The organism is Sphaerotilus natans (assembly GCF_900156335.1).
Classification (GTDB): domain Bacteria; phylum Pseudomonadota; class Gammaproteobacteria; order Burkholderiales; family Burkholderiaceae_C; genus Sphaerotilus; species Sphaerotilus natans.
Genome location: NZ_FTMZ01000004.1, coordinates 34,297 through 52,906, shown reverse-complemented (window position 1 = coordinate 52,906; position 18,610 = coordinate 34,297). Strand labels below are relative to the sequence as shown.

Below are 18,610 nucleotides of genomic sequence, written 5' to 3'. Positions count from 1 at the left end.
TGCGCTCAGCCGTGCCGCGCCACCAGCGCCTGCTGCGCGCTGAGGCCCTCCTCGCCGGCGCGGCGGTAGTGCCCGTCGGACTCCAGCACCCAGGCGTCGCGCCCGTCGTGCAGGTAGGGCACCAGGCATTCGTCGATGACGCGCTGGCGCAGCGCTGCATCGCGCACCGGCCAGGCGATCTCGATGCGGCGCAGCATGTTGCGCGTCATCCAGTCGGCGCTGCTGAGGTAGAGCGCCTCGTCGCGCTCGCTCTCGCCCCAGCGGAAATACAGCACCCGGGTGTGCTCCAGGAAGCGCCCGACCACCGAGCGCACGCGGATCTTCTCGCTGTGGCCCGGCACGCCCGGCGGCAGCATGCAGGCGCCGCGCACGATCAGGTCGATCTCGGCGCCGGCTCGGCCGGCCTCGAGCAGCGCCCCGATCAGCACCGGATCGGTCAGCGCGTTGAACTTGGCGACGATGCGCGCCGGCCGGCCGGCCCGTGCCGCGCCCGCCACCTTCTGCATCAGCTCGACCAGCGTCGACTGCAGGTCGAAGGGCGCCACCAGCAGCCGCTTCGTGCGGTCGAGCGGGTTGAGGCTGGCGAGATGGCGGAAGACCGCATCGGCGTCGGCGGTGATCTCCGGGTCGGTCGTCAGGAAGCCCAGGTCGGTGTAGAGCCGCGCGGTCTTGGAGTTGTAGTTGCCGGTCGACAGGTGGGCGTAGCGCACCATGTGGCGGCCTTCCTTGCGGGTGGCCAGCAGCAGCTTGGCGTGCGTCTTCAGCCCGACGATGCCGTAGACCACCTGCACGCCCACGCGCTCGAGCCGCTCGGCCCAGTTGATGTTGGCCTCCTCGTCGAAGCGCGCCTTCAGCTCGACCACCGCCAGCACTTCCTTGCCGCGGCGCGCCGCCTCGATCAGCAGCTCCATCAGCACCGATTCGGTGCCGGTGCGGTAGATGGTCTGCTTGATCGCCAGGACCTTCGGATCCTCGACCGCCTCGCGCAGGAACTGCACCACCGGGTCGAAGGACTCGAAGGGCTGGTGCAGCAGGATGTCGCGCTCGGCCATGCAGTCCATGACCCGCCGGCCGCGCGGCAGCTGCGCGGTCGGCCAGGTCGGCTCGTGCGGCGCGAAGCGCAGCTTCGGGGCCACCGCCAGGTCGATCAGCGTGTTCATGCGCACCAGGTTGACCGGGCCGTTGACCCGGTAGAGCGCGGCCGGCGGCAGGTCGAACTGGTTCAGCAGGAACTGCGCGAGCTCGGGCGGGCAGGTGTTGACCACCTCCAGGCGGATCTCGCGGCCGTAGTGGCGGGTGGTGAGCTCGCTGCGCAGCGCCTGGCGCAGGTTGGTGACATCGTCCTCGTCGACATCGAGGTCGGAGTCGCGGGTCACGCGGAACTGCGAGAAGGCCAGCACCTGGCGGCCGGGAAACAGCTCGGCCAGATGCGCGCGGATCACGCTGGTCAGCATCACGAAGGCCTGGCGGCCGTCGGTGAGCCGGTCGGGCAGGCGGATGATGCGCGGCAGCACCCGCGGCACCTTGATGATGGCGATCGAGTTCTCGCGGCCGAAGGCGTCGGCACCGGCCAGCTGCGCGATGAAGTTCAGCGACTTGTTGGCGACCTGCGGGAAGGGGTGCGCCGGGTCCAGCCCGAGCGGCATCAGCAGCGGCTGCACCTCGCGGTGGAAGAACTGCGAGACCCACTGGCGCTGCGCCTCGGTGCGGTCGGCGTGGTTGACGATGACGATGCGCTCGGCCGCCAGCGCCGGCATCACTTCCTCGTTGAAGACGCGGTACTGCTCGTCGATCAGCGCGTGCGCCTCCACCACGGCCCGGGCCAGATCCTCGTCGTCATCGAGCTCGTCGGTCAGGCGCGCGGCCTCCAGCGCGTCGGCGAAGCGCACCTCGAAGAACTCGTCCATGTTCGACGAGACGATGCAGATGTAGCGCAGCCGCTCCAGCAGCGGCACATCCTTGCGCCGGGCCTGCGCCAGCACGCGCCGGTTGAATTCGAGGATCGAGCGCTCGCGGCTGATCAGCGCCGGAGCGCGAAAAGAGGTCATCGTGTCGGGCATCCGGCGATGCTAGGCCGGTGGCATGACAGATCTGTGACGGATTTTCGCCGGTCTGACCGGCCAGATCGGCGGCCCAGGGGCCGTGCAGGCTCAGAGCACTTGCAGCCGCAGCGCGCCGACGCGCGCCCAGGCCTCGGCCTCGGCCGCCAGCAGGTGCAGCGTGCGCGGGTGGCGCTCGCCCCAGCCGGCGGGCAGGCGCAGCTGTACCACGCGGCCCTCGGCCGCCAGCGTCGGCAGCGGCTCGTCGGGGGCGCAGCGCGCGTGGCACAGCAGCACCGCCAGCCGCAGCGCGAACAGCTGCCAGACCAGGTCGGGCTCGGCCAGCGCGGCCTCGATCTTGCGCAGTCCGCCGCGGTGGCCCAGCACCAGGTCGGCCAGCCGGCGCTGCTGCGTCTGCGAGAAGCCCGGCGCGTCTCCGTGCGCGATCAGGTAGGCGCTGTGGCGATGGTGATCGTGGTGCGAGACCATCATGCCGATCTCGTGCAGCGCCGCGGCCCAGCCCAGCTCGCGCTGCAGGTCCAGCTCGGCGCGGGGCTGGAGCTGGCGGAGCAGGCGCTGGGCGGTGTCCTGGACGCGGCGGGCCTGCATCGCGTCGGCGCGAAAGCGCTGCTGCAGCTCGGCCACCGTGTCGTCGCGCAGATCATGGTGGGCCGGATCGCGGTCGGCGGCCAGACGCTCCTCCAGATCGAAGATCACGCCCTGGCGCAGCGCGCCGCGTGCGGGCTGCAGCGCCTCGATGCCGAACTGCGCCGCCAGCGCCGACAGGATGGCCAGGCCGCCGCCGAGCACCGCACGGCGTTCGGGCTTCAGGCCGGGCAGCACCAGCGCGTCGGCGCGCCCGGCCTGCACGCAGGCGCGAATGCACCAGGCCAGGCCCTCGGGCGTGATCGTGCCGTCGGTGACGCCCGCGGCCGCCAGGATCTGCGAGACCGCGCCGGCCGTGCCCGACGAGCCCAGCGCCTCGCTCCAGTGGCGGCGCGAGAAGGTCTCCAGCGCCTCCTCGAACTCGGCGCCGGCGGCGATCTGCGCGGCGCGGAAGCGCTCCTCGGTGAACAGGCCGTCGCCGAAGTAGCGCATCGACAGGCTGACGCTGCCGATGCCGAAGGACTCGGCCTGCATCGGCACGCTGCCCGCGCCGATGATCAGCTCGGTCGAGCGTCCGCCGATGTCGATCACCAGCCGCGGGTGCATCGAGGGCTGCAGCCGCGCCACGCCCTTGTAGATCAGCCGCGCCTCCTCGCGGCCGGAGATCACCTCGACCGGATGGCCGAGCGCCTCGGCCGCGCGCGCCAGGAAGGCGTCGCGGTTGGCGGCCTCGCGCAGCGTCTGCGTCGCCACCGCGCGCAGCTGGCGCGCCGGAATGCCGGCCAGCCGGGCGCGGAAGCGCTGCAGGCAGGCCAGGCCGCGCTGCGCGGCCTCCTCGCTCAGGCGGCCCTCGGCGTCCAGGCCGGCGCCGAGCCGCACCGTCTCCTTGAGGTAGTCGATGCGGCGGTAGCGGCCGCGGGTGGTCTGTCCGATCTCGAGGCGAAAGCTGTTCGAGCCGATGTCGATCGAGGCGAGAACGCCGCGCCAGGACGGCACGGAAGAAGAGGCTGACTGGGCTGGCATGCGTGAATTGTCCATGGTCTTCTCGGGGGCAAGCCGGCCGTGACTGCGGTTTTTTTTGCGTCCCCGGATGCTCGCGCCGTTGCCGACAACCCCGCTCTCCAGGAGACCGACATGGCCGTGAATCCCCTTGATGACAATATGCGCCAGGACTTCGACAGCCTCGTGACGGCCGGGCCGCGGCCTGTGCCTGACCGGCGCGGCTTCATGCGCACCACGCTGGGCACCGGCTTTGCCGCGGCGGTGCTGCCGGTGATGGCGCAGACGGTGGTGAAGACCCCCGCCGACGGTCTGACGGTCGGCGAGATCACGATCGATGTGGATGGCTTCGCGATGCCGGCCTATCGCGCCGCGCCCGCCGGCGGCACCCGGCTGCCGGTCGTGCTGGTCATCAGCGAGATCTTCGGCGTGCACGAGCACATCGCCGACGTGGCGCGGCGCTTCGCCCGCCAGGGCTATCTGGCGATCGCGCCGGAAATGTTCGTGCGCCAGGGCGACGCCGGCAGCTACGGCGAGATCGCCCGGCTGCAGGCCGAGGTGATCTCGAAGGTGCCCGATGCCCAGGTGATGCGCGATCTCGATGCCGCCGTGGCCTGGGCGGCGAAGAACGGCGGTGACGTCACGCGCCTGGGTCTGACCGGCTTCTGCTGGGGCGGGCGCATCACCTGGCTGTACGCCGCGCACAACCCGCAGGTGCGGGCGGGCGTGGCCTGGTACGGCCGGCTGGTGGGCAACGCCAATGCGCTGCAGCCGCGCCATCCGGTCGATCTGGCCGGCGAGCTCAAGGCGCCTGTGCTGGGTCTGTACGGCGCGGCCGACACTGGCATCCCGCTCGACACGGTCGAGCGCATGAAGGCGGCGCTGGCGGCCGGCAGCCCGGCGGCGCAGCGCTCGGAATTTGTCGTCTACCCCGAGGCGCCGCATGCCTTCCACGCCGACTATCGCCCCAGCTTCCGGGCCGGGCCGGCGGCCGACGGCTGGGCGCGCTGCCTGGCGTGGTTCAAGGCCCAGGGCGTGGCCTGAGCGGCGCAGAATCGATTTGCGCCTGGGCTGATCCCGCTCAAGCAGGGGTGCGATGCGAGGCAGGCGAGGGGGGATGTCGCTTCAGGTGGGCGGGCTAAACTGCCGCGCTCCCCGAACCGAACGACAACGTCTCACCCCACCTCCCCGCCGCATGATCTCGCGCCGCGACTGCCTTCGCTCCTCCTCGGCCAGCCTGCTGGCGCTGTCGCTGGGGGCCTGCAAGCCGACCACTGCAGCGCCGCCGGCCAGCCCGTCGGCGGCACCCGCCACCGCTTCATCCGCCTCGACGGCCCCTTCGGCGGCCGCTCCTGCTGCGGCCGCCTCGTCGGCGGCACCCGCCACGCCAGCGGCCTCGGCGCCGTTCTCGGTGCGTGCGCCGATCTTCGTGCTGAACTCGCTCGACGCCACGATCAGCGTCATCGACCCGGTGACGATGACCGAGCTGCGCCGCGTGCCCACCGGCAAGGAGCCGCATCACCTCTACCTCTCGCCCGACGAGAAGTCGCTGCTGGTGGCCAATGCGGTCGGCGACTCGATCACGCTGGTCGATCCGCGCAGCGGCGAGGTGCAGCGCACGCTCACCGGCATCGTCGATCCCTACCACCTGCGCTTCTCGCCCGACATGCAGTGGTTCGTGACCGCGGCCAACCGGCTGAACCACATCGACCTGTACCGCGTCGGCCGGCCGGCGGGTGGCGGCTTCGACATCACGCTGGTCAAGCGCGTGCCCGCCGGCAAGACGCCCAGCCACCTGGCGATCGACACCCGTAGCACCGTGGTCTACGCCAGCCTGCAGGACAGCGACCAGCTCATCGCCGTCGATCTGGCCACGCAGGCGCCGCGCTGGACCGTCTCCTGCGGCAAGATGCCGGCCGATGTCTATCTGACGTCGGACGACCGCACGCTGCTGGTTGGCCTGACCGGCGACTCGGTGGTCGAGGCCTGGGACGTGAGCGTCAATCCGCCCAAGCTGATCAAGCGCATCCCGACCGGCGACGGCGCGCACGCCTTCCGCGCCTGGGGCGACCGGCGCCATGTGCTGGTCAGCAACCGCGTGGCCAACACCATCAGCCGCATCGACACCCAGACGCTGGCGGTGGTGGATACCTATCCGGCGCCGAGCGGGCCGGACTGCATGGACCTGTCGCCGGACCGCCGGTTCATCTTCGTGGCCTCGCGCTGGGCCGGCAAGCTCAGCGTCATCGACACCGAGCAGAAGAAGGTGGTGCGCCAGGTGAGCGTGGGCAAGTCGCCGCACGGCGTCTGGACGCTCGACCACGCGCCGAGGCTGTGACGATGCGGGCGGCGCGGACACGCACGGCGCGGTCGGTCGGGCTGCTGATGGCCGGACTGCTGCTCACCGTCCCGGCTGCGGCCGGTTGCGCCCGTCCGCTGTTCCTGACCTTCGACACCGGCCACATGGGCGTGGCGCCGCTGGTGGCCGAGGTGCTGCGGCGGCAGGACGTGAAAGTCACCTTCTTTCTGGCCAACGAGCGCACGCAGACCGATGGCGGCAGCCTGGACGCGCAGTGGGCGCCGTGGTGGCGCGCGCGCGTGGCCGAGGGCCATCTGTTCGCCTCGCACACCTTCGACCATGTCTACTGGCGCGGCGACCACGCCGACGGCGGCTTCGAGGTGCGTCCGAGCGCCGGTCCGCAGGCCGGCGTGCGCTCGACGATGAGCGCTGCCCAGTACTGCGCCGAGCTGGCCCGGCCGGCTGCACGCCTGGCCGAGATCGCCGGCCGGCCGGCGATGGCCGCGCTGTTCCGCGCGCCCGGCGGCAAGACCTCGCCGGCGCTGCTGGCGGCGGCCTCGCGCTGCGGCTGGACGCATGTCGGCTGGAGCCCGGCGGGCTTTCTCGGCGACGAGCTGTCCAGCGAGCGCTATCCCAACGACCGGCTGCTGAAGCAGGCCCTGCGCGACATTCGCCCGGGCGACATCCTGCTGGCGCACCTGGGCATCTGGTCGCGCCAGGACGCCTGGGCGCCGGCGGTGCTCGAGCCGCTGATCGTCGGGCTGAAGGCGCGTGGCCACTGCTTCGCCACGCTGGTCGCGCATCCCGAGCTGGGCGAGGCGGCACGCCGCCCGGCCCCGACTTCCTCTCCGTCACGACCATGATCGATGTTCTTGTCCAGCTCTTCGGCCAGGCCCAGCAGTGGCTGTTCGAGGCGGCAGTGCAGCCGCTGCTGTTCTCGCTGGGCGGCGGCGCCTTGCTGGAGGATGCCTACAACGCCACCGGCTGGCTGCTGGTGGGCCTGCTGCAGCTGGCGGTGATGCTGGCGCTGATCGGGCCGCTGCAGCGCCTGCGCCCGGTCGAGCCGGTGCGCGACCGCGCCGCCATCCTTCCCGACATCGCCTACACGCTGCTGCATCGGCTCGGGCTTTTTCGCGTCGGGCTGTTCTTCCTGGTCGATCCGCTGTGGCAGGCGCTGTGGGGCGCGCTGGCGGTGCACGGCTTTTCCGGCTGGCATCTGGACGAGGCGATCGCGCCCTGGTGGCCGGGCGTGACCGACACCGCGCTGGTCGCCTTCCTCGCCTATCTGCTGGTCTTCGACTTCGTCGACTACCTGCTGCACCGCGGACAGCACCAGTTCGAGGCCTGGTGGGCACTGCATGCGCTGCACCACAGCCAGCGCCAGATGACGATGTGGAGCGACAACCGCAATCACCTGCTCGACGACCTGATTCGCGACGCGCTGCTGGTGCAGCTCGGCCACCTGATCGGCGTGGCCCCGGCGCAGTTCGTCGCCATCGTCGCCTTCGGCCAGCTGGTCGAGAGCCTGTCGCACGCCAATCTGCGCCTGTCCTTCGGCCTGATCGGCGAGCGGCTGCTGGTGAGCCCGCGCTTTCATCGCCTGCACCATGCCATCGGCCTGGGCCATGAGTCCGAGGCCGGCAAGGACACGCTGGGCGGCTGCAACTTCGCGGTGCTGTTTCCGGTCTGGGACATCCTGTTCGGCACCGCCGACTTTCGCAGCCCGGTCGGCCCGACCGGCATCCGCGACCAGCTGCCCGAGGAGGGCGGACGCGACTACGGCCGCGGCTTCTGGGCGCAGCAGCGGCTGGGGCTGCTGCGGCTGATCGGGCGCGCCTGAGCCGGCCGGATGCCGGGGCACTGCGACATCCTTCACGCATCGGCGCCGTCGCTTCGCTATGCTGGCGGGCATGTCGAAAGTCCTTGATGCCCTCTGGCGCGCGATCGGCTACTGCTTCATGCCGCGCGTGATCTTCCTGTCGATGCTGCCGGTGCTGCTGCTGGGCACCGTGTCGATGGCCCTGGCCTGGTTCTTCTGGGAGCCCGCGGCGGCGGCGATGACCGCGCTGGTGGTCGACGCGCCGCTGCTGGGCGATGCGGTCGCCTGGCTGGACCGCTGGACCGGCGGGGTGCTGCGCCATGTCATCGGGCCGCTGCTGCTGCTGGTGGCGGTGGTGCCGGTGCTGATCATTGCCGCGCTGCTGCTGGTGTCGGCGCTGATGGCGCCGACCCTGATCGGTCTGGTGGGGCGGCGGCGCTTCGAGGCGCTGGAGCGGCGCGGCCCGCTGGCGTGGTGGCGCGCGCTGGGCTGGACGCTGGGCTCGATCGGCGCGGCGCTGGCGGCGCTGGTGCTGACGCTGCCGCTGTGGCTGATCCCGCCGCTGGCGCTGCTGCTGCCGCCGCTGATCCTGGGCTGGCTGACCTACCGGGTCATGGCCCACGACGTGCTGGCCGAGCATGCCGACGCGGCCGAGCGCGCCGCGCTGCTGCGCGAGCACCGCGCGCCGCTGCTGGCCATCGGCGTGACCTGCGGCTACCTGGGCGCGGCGCCGTCGCTGATCTGGGCCTTCGGCGTGCTGGCGCTGCCGATGGCGCCGCTGCTGCTGCCGGTCTATGTCTGGCTCTACACGCTGGTCGAGGTCTTCGCCGCGCTCTGGTTCGCGCACTACATGCTGGCCGCGCTCGATGCCCGCCGCCAGGCCGCGCCGGTGCTGCAGCCGCTGCGCGTCGAGATCGAGCCGGTCGACGGCGTGCCGATGCCGGGCGCACCGGCGCTGCCCGCCTCCGCATCTCCTTCTTCCTCCCTTCCGAACCCGCCTCTGCTGCCATGAACTTCGGCCTCATCATCGTCGGCGACGAGATCCTGTCGGGCAAGCGCCAGGACAAGCATCTCGCGAAAGTCATCGAACTGCTCTCGGCGCGCGGTCTCGCGCTGGCCTGGAGCCACTATGTCGGCGACGACCCGCGCCGCATCACCGAGATCCTGCGCACCGCGTTTGCCAGCGGCGACGTGGTGTTCTCCTGCGGCGGCATCGGCGCGACGCCCGACGACCACACCCGCCAGTGCGCTGCGGCCGCGCTGGGCCGCCCGCTGGCGCTGCACCCCGAGGCGCGCGAGCTGATCATGGAGCGGGTGCGCCAGCTCGCCGCCGAGAAGGGCTGGACCGACGATCCGGACCATCCCGACACGCTGCACCGGCTCAACATGGGCGTCTTTCCCGAGGGCGCCACCATCATCCCGAATCCGTACAACCGCATTCCGGGCTTCTCGGTCGGCGACGTGCATTTCGTGCCGGGCTTTCCGGTGATGGCGCACCCGATGATCGAGGCGCTGCTCGACACCCGCTACGCGCACCTGCATGGCGCGGGCGTGCAGCAGGAGCGCTCGCTCATCGTCTACGGCGCGATGGAGGCCAGCCTGACGCCGCTGATGATCGACATCGAGGCGGCCTTCGAGGGCATCAAGGTCTTCAGCCTGCCCAGCGTCGACCATCCGGTGCACGGCCGCCACATCGAGCTGGGCGTCAAGGGCCGGGGGGAGCGCCTCGACGCGGCCTACGCCGCGCTGCTGGACGGGCTCGCCCGCTTCGGTGCCCGCACGGGCCCCGAAATGGTGCGCTCAAATGCACCAGAATGATTCGCGGCGTGATGCTGTTCGCGCACCATGAAGGTGCAGCCATGAAATCCGCCTTGTTTTGAGTCAATCAGGCCGGGTGCGGCGGGGACGAAAGCCGTTCCCACGGATACGGTTTCAGGCATGGTTTCTGCTACATTGCCGTGCGGTTCACGGCTCGGTCGTGAACCTTGCAATACCCCCCGATCGATTCACAGATATCCCCATCTCGCTAGGAGCCCCTGATGGCCAAGACCGTCGCCGACGTGATGAAGATGGTGAAGGAAAACGAAGTCAAGTTCGTCGACTTCCGTTTCACCGACACCCGTGGCAAGGAACAGCACGTGTCCGTGCCGGTTTCGCACTTCGATGAAGACAAGTTCACGTCGGGTCACGCGTTCGACGGCTCCTCGATCGCCGGCTGGAAGGGCATCGAGGCGTCGGACATGCTGCTGATGCCGGATCCGAACACCGCCAACATCGATCCGTTCTTCGAAGAGCCGACCCTGATCCTGACCTGCGACGTCATCGATCCGGCCGACGGCAAGGCCTATGAGCGCGATCCGCGCTCGCTGGCCAAGCGCGCTGAAGCCTACATGCGTGCCTCGGGCCTGGGCGACACCGCCTACTTCGGTCCGGAGCCGGAATTCTTCGTGTTCGACAGCGTGCGCTGGAACGTCGACATGTCCGGCTGCTTCGTCTCGATCGAGTCCGAAGAAGCCGCCTGGAACACCGGCAAGGACTACGAGCACGGCAACAAGGGCTTCCGCCCGACCGTCAAGGGTGGCTACTTCCCGGTCCCGCCGGTCGATTCGGGCCAGGACATGCGCTCGGAAATGTGCCTGATCCTGGAAAGCCTGGGCATCCCGGTCGAGGTGCACCACCACGAAGTGGCCAACGCCGGCCAGATGGAAATCGGCACCAAGTTCAGCACGCTGATCGAGCGCGCCGACTGGGTCCAGCTGCAGAAGTACGTCATCCACAACGTGGCTGGCGCCTACGGCAAGACCGCGACCTTCATGCCGAAGCCGATCGTCGGCGACAACGGCTCGGGCATGCACGTGCACCAGTCGGTCTGGAAGGACGGCAAGAACCTGTTCGCTGGTGACGGCTACGCCGGCCTGAGCGACTTCGCGCTGTACTACATCGGCGGCATCATCAAGCACGCTCGCGCGCTGAACGCCATCACCAACCCGGGCACCAACTCGTACAAGCGTCTGGTCCCGGGCTACGAAGCCCCGGTGAAGCTGGCCTACTCGGCCAAGAACCGCTCGGCCTCGATCCGCATCCCGTTCGTCGCGAACCCGAAGGGCCGTCGCGTGGAAGCCCGCTTCCCGGATCCCCTGATGAACCCGTACCTGGGTTTTGCCGCGCTGCTGATGGCCGGTCTGGACGGCGTCGAGAACAAGATCCATCCGGGCGAAGCCGCCACGAAGGATCTGTACCACCTGCCGCCGGAAGAAGACGCGCTGATCCCGACCGTCTGCTCGTCGCTGGAGCAGGCGCTGGAAGCCCTGGACAAGGACCGTGCGTTCCTGACCAAGGGCGGCGTGTTCACCGACAGCTACATCGACGCGTACATCGACCTGAAGATGCAGGAAGTCCAGCGCATGCGCATGACGACCCATCCGGCCGAGTTCGACATGTACTACGCGCTGTGATGCGGGCCTGCCGTCGGCCTCAAGCCGGCGGCAGCGCTGTCCTGGCGGACACCCATCGCGAAGGCGGCCTCCGGGCCGCCTTTCCTTTTGCGCGATACTGATCCGATCATGATCCGAGCTTCCTGCCTGCGCCCGCGGCTTGCCGCGCTCACCTTGGCCGGTCTGACGGCGCTGACCTTCCTGCCGAACGCGGTGGCCCAGGAGCGGCCGGTCTACCGCTGCCCCGGCAATCTCTACACCGACCAGATCACCCCGAAGGAGGCGGCCGAGCGCGGCTGCCGCACCCTCGACGGTGCGCCGGTCACCGTGGTGCAGGGCGCGGCGCCCCGCCGTGCCGCACCGGCAGCGGGCGAGGGCGCCGGCCGGGTGAGCGCGCCGGCCGCGACCGCTTCGGGCGGCGCGCCGTCGTCAGGCTCGGCCCGGCCGGCCGGCGCGCCGGACATGCGGGTCGATCCTGCGCAGCAGCGCGCCCGCGACAGCGATGCGCGGCGCATTCTCGAGTCCGAGCTGGCGCGCGAGGAAAGCGCGCTGGCGGTGCTGCGCAAGGACTACAACAACGGTGAACCCGAGCGCCGCGGCGACGAGCGCAACTTCGCCCGCTACCAGGAACGGGTGGCCGAGATGAAGGCCGCCATCGCCCGCAAGGAAGCCGACGTCGCCGCGATCCGGCGTGAACTCAGCAAGCTGCCCAACCCGTGAGCTTCTTCAGGAACCGAAACCGCACCGCCCCGTCCTTCGAGGCCTTCGACCATCTGGCGACGATGGTCGCGGTGCTCGACCGCGAGGGGCGCTGCCAGCATGTCAACGCCGCCTTCGAGAGCACGCTGGGCCTGCCGCGCCGCGCGCTGCAGCGCAGCAGCGCCTTCGGCTGGTTCGTCGATCCGGCGATGCTGAAGGTCACCTTCGACGCGGTGGTGGCCAACGAGTACAGCACCGCCCGGCTGGAGGCCCTGCTGGGGCGTCCGCCCGGCGCGGCCTCCAGCGAGCCGCTGCCGGTCCATGCGATCGTGACCCAGATCGACCACGGCGAGCAGGTGCTGCTCGAACTGGTCGAGCTGGAGCAGCAGGCGCGCCAGGACCGCGAGGCGCGCGCGCTCGACCAGGCCCGCATCACCAAGGAGCTGATCCGCAATCTCGCCCACGAGATCAAGAATCCGCTCGGCGGCATTCGCGGCTCGGCGCAGCTGCTGGAGATGGAGCTCGACAACCGCTCGCTGCATGAATACACCCAGGTCATCATTCATGAGGCCGACCGGCTGCAGGCGCTGGTCGACCGGCTGCTGGCGCCGCACCGCCGCCCGCACATGGTGGCCGACGTCAACATCCACGAGGTGCTGGAGCGGGTGCGCTCGCTGATCCTGGCCGAGTTCCCGAAGGGGCTGGTGGTGCAGCGCGACTACGACACCTCGCTGCCCGAGTTCCGCGGCGACCGTGAGCAGCTGATCCAGGCGGTGCTCAACATCGCCCACAACGCCGCGCAGGCGCTGGCCGAGCGCCGCCAGGCGGGCGACGCGCGCATCGTGCTGCGCACCCGTGCGGCGCGCCAGGTCACGATCGGGCGGCAGCGCTACCGGCTGGCACTGGACTTGCATATCGAGGACAACGGACCCGGCGTGCCGCCCGAGATCCGCGATCGCATCTTCTTTCCGCTGGTTTCCGGCCGCGACGGCGGCTCGGGGCTCGGCCTGACGCTGGCACAGGACTTCGTCCAGCAGCATCACGGCCTGATCGAATGCGAGAGCGAGCCGGGCTGCACGCTGTTCAAGATCCAGATCCCGCTGCCCTGAGCCCGACGTGGCCGGCAAGCAGCGGGATCTCACGCCATGACAGGCCACGCGCATGAAACCCATCTGGATCGTTGACGACGACCAATCCATCCGCTTCGTGCTGGAGAAGGCGCTCGCGCGCGAGGAGCTGCCGGTGCGCAGCTTCACCAATCCGCGCGACGTGCTGCTTGCCCTCGAGGACGACGCGCCGCAGGTGCTGGTCAGCGACATCCGCATGCCCGGCGGCACCGGCATCGACCTGCTCGCCAGCGTCAAGGCCCGCCATCCGGGCCTGCCGGTCATCATCATGACCGCCTACTCCGACCTGGACAGCGCGGTCTCCGCCTTCCAGAGCGGGGCCTTCGAGTACCTGCCCAAGCCCTTCGACCTGCCCAAGGCGGTCGAGCTGATCCGCCGCGCGGTCGAGGAAAGCCTGCGCGAGGAGAGCGTCGAGGACCGCGGCGCGCCCGAGGTGCCCGAGATGCTCGGCCAGGCGCCGGCGATGCAGGACGTGTTCCGCGCCATCGGCCGCCTCAGCCAGAGCAACGTCACCGTGCTGATCACCGGCGAGTCCGGTTCGGGCAAGGAGCTGGTGGCGCGCGCGCTGCACAAGCACAGCCCGCGTGCCGGGGGGCCCTTCGTCGCGATCAATACCGCGGCGATCCCGAAGGACCTGCTGGAATCCGAGCTGTTCGGCCACGAGCGCGGCGCCTTCACCGGCGCGCAGGCCACCCGGCGCGGCCGCTTCGAGCAGGCCGAGGGCGGCACGCTCTTTCTCGACGAGATCGGCGACATGCCCTTCGACCTGCAGACCCGGCTGCTGCGGGTGCTGTCGGACGGGCAGTTCTACCGCGTCGGCGGCCACCAGCCGCTCAAGAGCAATGTGCGCGTGATCGCCGCGACCCACCAGCATCTGGAGGAGCGCGTGCGCGAGGGCGGTTTCCGCGAGGATCTGTTCCACCGCCTGAACGTCATCCGGCTGCGCCTGCCGCCGCTGCGCGAGCGCCGCGAGGACATCGCCGGGCTGGCGCGGCATTTCCTGCAGCGCAGCGCCAAGGAGCTGGGCGTCGAGTCCAAGCGGCTGTCGGAGGCCGCGCTGCAGCAGATCGTGCTGTTCGACTTTCCCGGCAATGTGCGCCAGCTCGAGAACCTCTGCCATTGGCTGACGGTGATGGCGCCGGCCCAGGTGGTCGATCCGAAGGATCTGCCCCCCGAGGTGCAGGCGCATGCCGCAGCCGCGCTGGCCACGGGTGCGTCGGGCCTGCCGGCTGCGGCTGACAGCAGCCCGCCGGTCGGGGGTGCGGCGGCGTTGCCGGCGGGTCTGGCGACGCCTGCGCTGCCGCGCGAGGCGGTCAGCCCGGCCGCGGCGGTGCTGCTGCCCGGACAGGACGCCTGGCTGGCTGGCCTGGAGCGGCAGGCGCGCGAGCTGCTCGACCAGGGCCATCCGCAGGTCTGGGACACGCTGACCCGCCAGTTCGAGGCCCGGCTGATCCTGGCGGCGCTGTCGCTGACCAAGGGACGGCGCATCGAGGCCGCGCACAAGCTCGGCATCGGCCGCAACACCATCACCCGCAAGATCCAGGAGCTCGGGCTCGACTGAATCGTCACGGCGGCCTGAACCGCCGGGGGGTATTGCGCGGTCCGGCTTGACTTGTCTCAACAGTGGCGGTGCGAACCTGGGTGACAGTGTGGTGGCGATCCTGCCGCGTCCGCACAGCCTGACTGCCCGCCCATGGAGATGTTCACCGCCCGGGCCGAGGGGACTTCCCCTGCGGCCGCTCCCGTTCCCCGCCCGCGCCGCCGCCTGGCCGCGCCGCCGCCGTCCCCGGCCGATCCGTCGCCGTGGCGTCGGGTGCTGGCCGCTTCGGCGCTGGCGCAGACCGAGATCGACGCGCTGATGGCGATGGCCCGTCGTCGCACGGTGGCAGCGGGCGACATGATTCTCGAGACCCGCATGCCGGCGCGCGCCCTGGTGCTGCTGCTGTCGGGCGATGTGGTGATGGGCTCGCGCGCGCCCGACGGCAGCCTGCGCACCGAGCGCAGCGTCAACGGCCCGGCCTGGATCGATGTCAGCGCAGCCTGGCTCGGCCAGCCCTGCACGATGGAGGCGCAGGCGCTGTCCGACGCGGTCATCGCCGAGCTGCCGATCGACGAGGTGATGCGCCAGATGGCGGTCCAGCCGGCGCTGGCCGGTCTGCTCTGCCAGGCGCTGGCGATGCAGATCCGCCAGATGACGCTGGCCTCGCGCAATCTGCTGCACAACGACGCGCCGGCCCGGCTGGCGCAGTGGCTGCTGCAGCGCTGCCCGGTGCGCAGCGGTCCGGCCGAACTGCGGCTGCAGGAGCGCAAGCGCGACATCGCGCAGCAGCTGGCGATGTCGCCGGAGACGCTGTCGCGGCTGATCCGCAGCTTCCAGTCGCGCGGCGTGCTGACGGTGCGCGGCTACCAGGTGCGTGTGCCCGAGGTCGCGGCGCTGTGCGCGCTGGCCGGCCTGGCGGCGCTGGGCGGCGGCTGAGGGGGCGAGGCGACGACGACGCTCAGTCGAACTCGATGCCCGGCTGGTAGTCCTGCCGGTCGATCAGCCGCCAGCGCCCGACCAGCATCGCGCCGAGCAGCGCCGCGCCGCCGCAGCCCGCCACCACCGCCCAGTGCAGCAGCCACTGGCCGTCGTAGGCGCCGAACAGGCTGGCGCGCAAGGCCTTGACCACCCAGGTCAGCGGCAGCCAGGGGTGGATCGCCTGGAAGAAGGGCGAGGCCAGCTCGATCGGCATCGCCGCGCCGGCCGCGGCCATCTGGACCACCAGCAGCAGCAGGCCCAGTGCCTTGCCGATGTCGCCGAACCAGCGGATCAGCAGGAAGACGATGGCCAGGAAGCTCAGCGAGGCGGTGATGACGGTGGCGACGAAGGGGCCGAGGTGCAGCACCTTCAGGTCGAGCAGCAGCGTCAGCATCGCCACCATCACCAGCGCCTGGCCGAGCACGATCGCCGCCGGCCAGGCCAGCTTGCCCAGCACCTGCAGCGGTCGGGCCAGCGTGGCCGCCTCGTGCGGCAGCCGGCGCAGGTGGAACATCAGCGCGGCGGTCACCGCGCCGATCCACAGCGACATCGGCACGAAGTTCGGCGCGAAGCCCGCGCCGTCGCTGCCCACCGGTGCGACCACCTCGAGCCGAGGCGCGACCGAATCGGCCAGGCCGCGCGCGCTGCCCTCGGGCAGCGGCAGATCGGCGGGCAGCGAGCGCGCCAGCAGCGTCAGCGCCTCATGCAGCCGCCGGCTGCCGTCGTCGAGCTCGATGAGGCCGTGCTGCAGGCGGTCCTGGCCGGCCTGGAGCTGCTTCAGGCCGCCGCCCAGCGCCTGGGTGCCGGCGCCGAGCTGCTGCGCGCCCTGGGCCAGCGCATCGATGCGGCCGTCCTCAGGCAGTGCCGTGACGATCTGGTGCAGCGCGCCGCCCGCCTGGCTCACGCCGCCGGTCAGCGTCTGCACGCCGGCGGCGAGCTGCTGGCTGCCGGCGTGCAGCTGCCGGCTGGCCTCGCGGGCCTGGCCCAGGCCGGTGCCGAGCTGAGCGGCGCCGTTGCCCAGGTGCGCGGCCGCCTCGGCCAGATCGTCGCCGACCAGCGGGATGGGCTCGCTGGCCTGCTGCAGCATCAGCGCGCCCTGGCGCAGCGTGCGGCTGCCGCCCTGCAGCGCCTCCAGACCGCGACCGAGCTCGTCCTGGCCGTGGACGAGACGCTGGCTGCCCTGGCGCAGCGCCTCCAGGTCGGCCGCGGGCGGACGCTGGGCGTCGAGCGTGCGCAGCGCGCCGGCCAGCGGTCGCCAGCCGGTTGCCAGCGCGCTGCTGCCGTCGGCGAGCTGGCCGGCGCCCCGGTGCAGCTGCTGGCTGGCGTCCTGGGCCTGCGTCAGGCCCCGGCCGAGCTCGCGCACGCCCAGGTCGGCCTGGTGCAGCCCGTCAGCCAGCCGGCCGCTGCCGTCGCGGATCTGCTCGACGCGCTCGCGCAGCGTTGCCAGGTCGAGCCGCGAGCCGGCGGCCGTCTCCAGCACCAGCGCCCAGCGCTGCTCGTTGAGCGACTCGTTGACCCGGTGCGCCAGCTCCGGCGCGAAGCGCTTGGCAAAGCCGGCGGCGCTGTAGCTGTTGCCCTCGGAGGTGTAGATCGTCAGCCGCGCGGCACCCGCCTCCCGGCCGGGCAGGGCCTGCTCGCTGAAGTCGCCCGGGATCAGCACCGCAAAGCTCAGCTCGCCGCGGCGCACCGCCTGCCGCGCTGCCTCCCGGTCGTCGAAGACCTGCCAGTCGAACAGATGCTGGCGCAGCAGCGCCTGCCGCACCTGCTCGCCCATGCTGACCTCGACACCGCGGTGATAGGCGCCCCGGTCGCTGTTGACCAGCCCGGCGCGCAGCGCGCCGGTGCGTGCGCTCGGATCCCACAGGCTCGAGAGGTAGATCAGCGCATACAGCGCCGGCACCAGCAGCGCACCCAGCGCCGCCAGCGCGAAGCGCCGATGGCGCCGCAGCAGCGCGGCGTCCAGCGCCACCAGCCCGCGCCATGACCCCTCGGCCCCATGTTTCATGCCTTCTCTCTCCCTTTTTCCTTCGCTCCGATTGTCACGAGTCTGACCCTTTTCTGCCGTTTTCGGCTTTAGCACTCATTTGCGTCGAGTGCTAAGATCAATGGAACTCCAGAAGGCTGAAGCAGTCTATGGCCAACATGCAACTGTCCTCTTCCACCGCGCTTGCCGTTCGTGATCCCTGGGCCCTGGTGCCTTCGCTGGGCAACCTCGATGCCTACATCAGCGCCGTCAACCGGCTGCCGATGCTCAGCGCCGAAGACGAGTCGCGGCTGGCGCGCCGCCTGCGCGACCAGCAGGATCTGGACGCTGCCGGCCGGCTGGTGCTGTCGCACCTGCGCCTGGTGGTCTCGGTGGCGCGGCAGTACCTCGGTTACGGCCTGCCGCAGGGCGACCTGATCCAGGAAGGCAACGTCGGCCTGATGAAGGCGGTCAAGCGCTTCGACCCCGATCAGGGCGTGCGCCTGGTCAGCTACGCGCTGCACTGGATCAAGGCCGAGATCCACGAGTACATCCTGAAGAACTGGCGCGTGGTCAAGGTCGCCACGACCAAGGCGCAGCGCAAGCTGTTCTTCAACCTGCGCTCGATGAAGCGCCAGATGAAGGGCGAGGCCGCCGACGGCGCCACCCACCGCGCCGGCCTGACCGAGGCTGAGATCGACCGTGTCGCCGCCGAGCTGAACGTGCGCCGCGAGGACGTCATCGAGATGGAGACGCGCTTCGCCGGCGGCGACGTCGCGCTGGAGCCGGGCGGCGACGAGGACGACGAGTCCTTCGCGCCGATCGCCTATCTGGCCGACGACCGCCAGGAGCCGACCCGCGCGATCGAGGCGCGCCGCCGCGACGAGCTGGCCGGTCCGGGCCTGCTGCGCGCGCTCGACGCGCTCGACGCCCGCAGCCGCCGCATCGTCGAGGAGCGCTGGCTCAAGGTCAACGACGACGGCTCCGGCGGCATGACGCTGCACGAGCTGGCGGCCGAATACGGCGTCAGCGCCGAGCGCATCCGCCAGATCGAGGTCGCGGCGATGAAGAAGATGAAGAAGGCGCTGGTCGAGGCGGCCTGATGGC

The 18,610-nt window shown here is 70.9% G+C and carries 15 protein-coding genes; 12 read left to right on the top strand and 3 right to left on the bottom strand.

The features are described 5' to 3' along the window. Positions 1 to 5 precede the first annotated feature (5 nt). Positions 6 to 2,048 (bottom strand): polyphosphate kinase 1, encoded by a 2,043-nt coding sequence (gene ppk1 / locus BW996_RS05020; RefSeq protein ID WP_037477595.1) that lies wholly within the window; start codon positions 2,046 to 2,048, stop codon positions 6 to 8. A 102-nt stretch (positions 2,049 to 2,150) separates the two neighbouring features. Beyond that, a complete protein-coding gene (locus tag BW996_RS05015) occupies positions 2,151 to 3,668 on the bottom strand; it encodes a Ppx/GppA phosphatase family protein (RefSeq protein WP_051631455.1) in 1,518 nt (505 codons plus the stop codon). Between the two features lie 111 nt (positions 3,669 to 3,779). Here BW996_RS05015 and BW996_RS05010 point away from each other — a divergent pair, with 111 nt between their 5' ends. The 11 genes from BW996_RS05010 (at position 3,780) to BW996_RS04960 (ending at position 15,498) form a co-directional block, all read left to right on the top strand. Continuing rightward, a complete protein-coding gene (locus BW996_RS05010) occupies positions 3,780 to 4,688 on the top strand; it encodes a dienelactone hydrolase family protein (RefSeq protein WP_037477522.1) in 909 nt (302 codons plus the stop codon). Between the two features lie 151 nt (positions 4,689 to 4,839). Continuing rightward, complete coding sequence (locus tag BW996_RS05005; protein WP_241461803.1) at positions 4,840 to 5,982, top strand: YncE family protein; 1,143 nt, start codon at positions 4,840 to 4,842, stop codon at positions 5,980 to 5,982. 47 nt (positions 5,983 to 6,029) lie between these two features. Continuing rightward, complete coding sequence (locus tag BW996_RS05000; protein WP_051631456.1) at positions 6,030 to 6,806, top strand: polysaccharide deacetylase family protein; 777 nt, start codon at positions 6,030 to 6,032, stop codon at positions 6,804 to 6,806. Beyond that, entirely contained in the window at positions 6,806 to 7,783 is a 978-nt protein-coding gene (locus BW996_RS04995; RefSeq protein ID WP_037477600.1) for a sterol desaturase family protein, read from the top strand. Before BW996_RS05000 ends, BW996_RS04995 begins: the two co-directional genes overlap by 1 nt. 70 nt (positions 7,784 to 7,853) lie before the next feature. Then, positions 7,854 to 8,774: an EI24 domain-containing protein gene (locus BW996_RS04990; RefSeq protein ID WP_037477602.1), complete on the top strand. Its 921-nt coding sequence runs from the start codon at positions 7,854 to 7,856 to the stop codon at positions 8,772 to 8,774. Then, positions 8,771 to 9,580: a competence/damage-inducible protein A gene (locus BW996_RS04985; RefSeq protein ID WP_037477524.1), complete on the top strand. Its 810-nt coding sequence runs from the start codon at positions 8,771 to 8,773 to the stop codon at positions 9,578 to 9,580. Before BW996_RS04990 ends, BW996_RS04985 begins: the two co-directional genes overlap by 4 nt. 221 nt (positions 9,581 to 9,801) lie before the next feature. Then, positions 9,802 to 11,217, top strand: coding sequence for a type I glutamate--ammonia ligase (gene glnA, locus BW996_RS04980; RefSeq protein ID WP_037477526.1), 1,416 nt, complete (start codon positions 9,802 to 9,804; stop codon positions 11,215 to 11,217). Between the two features lie 108 nt (positions 11,218 to 11,325). Continuing rightward, a complete protein-coding gene (locus tag BW996_RS04975) occupies positions 11,326 to 11,916 on the top strand; it encodes a hypothetical protein (RefSeq protein WP_037477528.1) in 591 nt (196 codons plus the stop codon). Beyond that, positions 11,913 to 13,004: a nitrogen regulation protein NR(II) gene (gene glnL, locus BW996_RS04970; RefSeq protein ID WP_037477530.1), complete on the top strand. Its 1,092-nt coding sequence runs from the start codon at positions 11,913 to 11,915 to the stop codon at positions 13,002 to 13,004. Before BW996_RS04975 ends, glnL begins: the two co-directional genes overlap by 4 nt. Positions 13,005 to 13,056: 52 nt before the next feature. Next, entirely contained in the window at positions 13,057 to 14,583 is a 1,527-nt protein-coding gene (ntrC, locus tag BW996_RS04965) for a nitrogen regulation protein NR(I) (protein ID WP_037477532.1), read from the top strand. 132 nt (positions 14,584 to 14,715) lie between these two features. After that, positions 14,716 to 15,498, top strand: a complete 783-nt coding sequence (locus tag BW996_RS04960; RefSeq protein ID WP_241461804.1) for a Crp/Fnr family transcriptional regulator — start codon at positions 14,716 to 14,718, stop codon at positions 15,496 to 15,498. A gap of 22 nt (positions 15,499 to 15,520) precedes the next feature. Here the strand turns inward: BW996_RS04960 and BW996_RS04955 are convergent, their stop codons facing one another. After that, complete coding sequence (locus tag BW996_RS04955; protein ID WP_081837904.1) at positions 15,521 to 17,545, bottom strand: YhgE/Pip domain-containing protein; 2,025 nt, start codon at positions 17,543 to 17,545, stop codon at positions 15,521 to 15,523. Positions 17,546 to 17,673: 128 nt separating this feature from the next. Here BW996_RS04955 and rpoH point away from each other — a divergent pair, with 128 nt between their 5' ends. Then, positions 17,674 to 18,606 carry an RNA polymerase sigma factor RpoH gene (gene rpoH / locus BW996_RS04950; protein WP_037477536.1) on the top strand — a complete coding sequence of 311 codons (933 nt, stop codon included), beginning with the start codon at positions 17,674 to 17,676 and terminating at the stop codon, positions 18,604 to 18,606. Positions 18,607 to 18,610 lie beyond the last annotated feature (4 nt).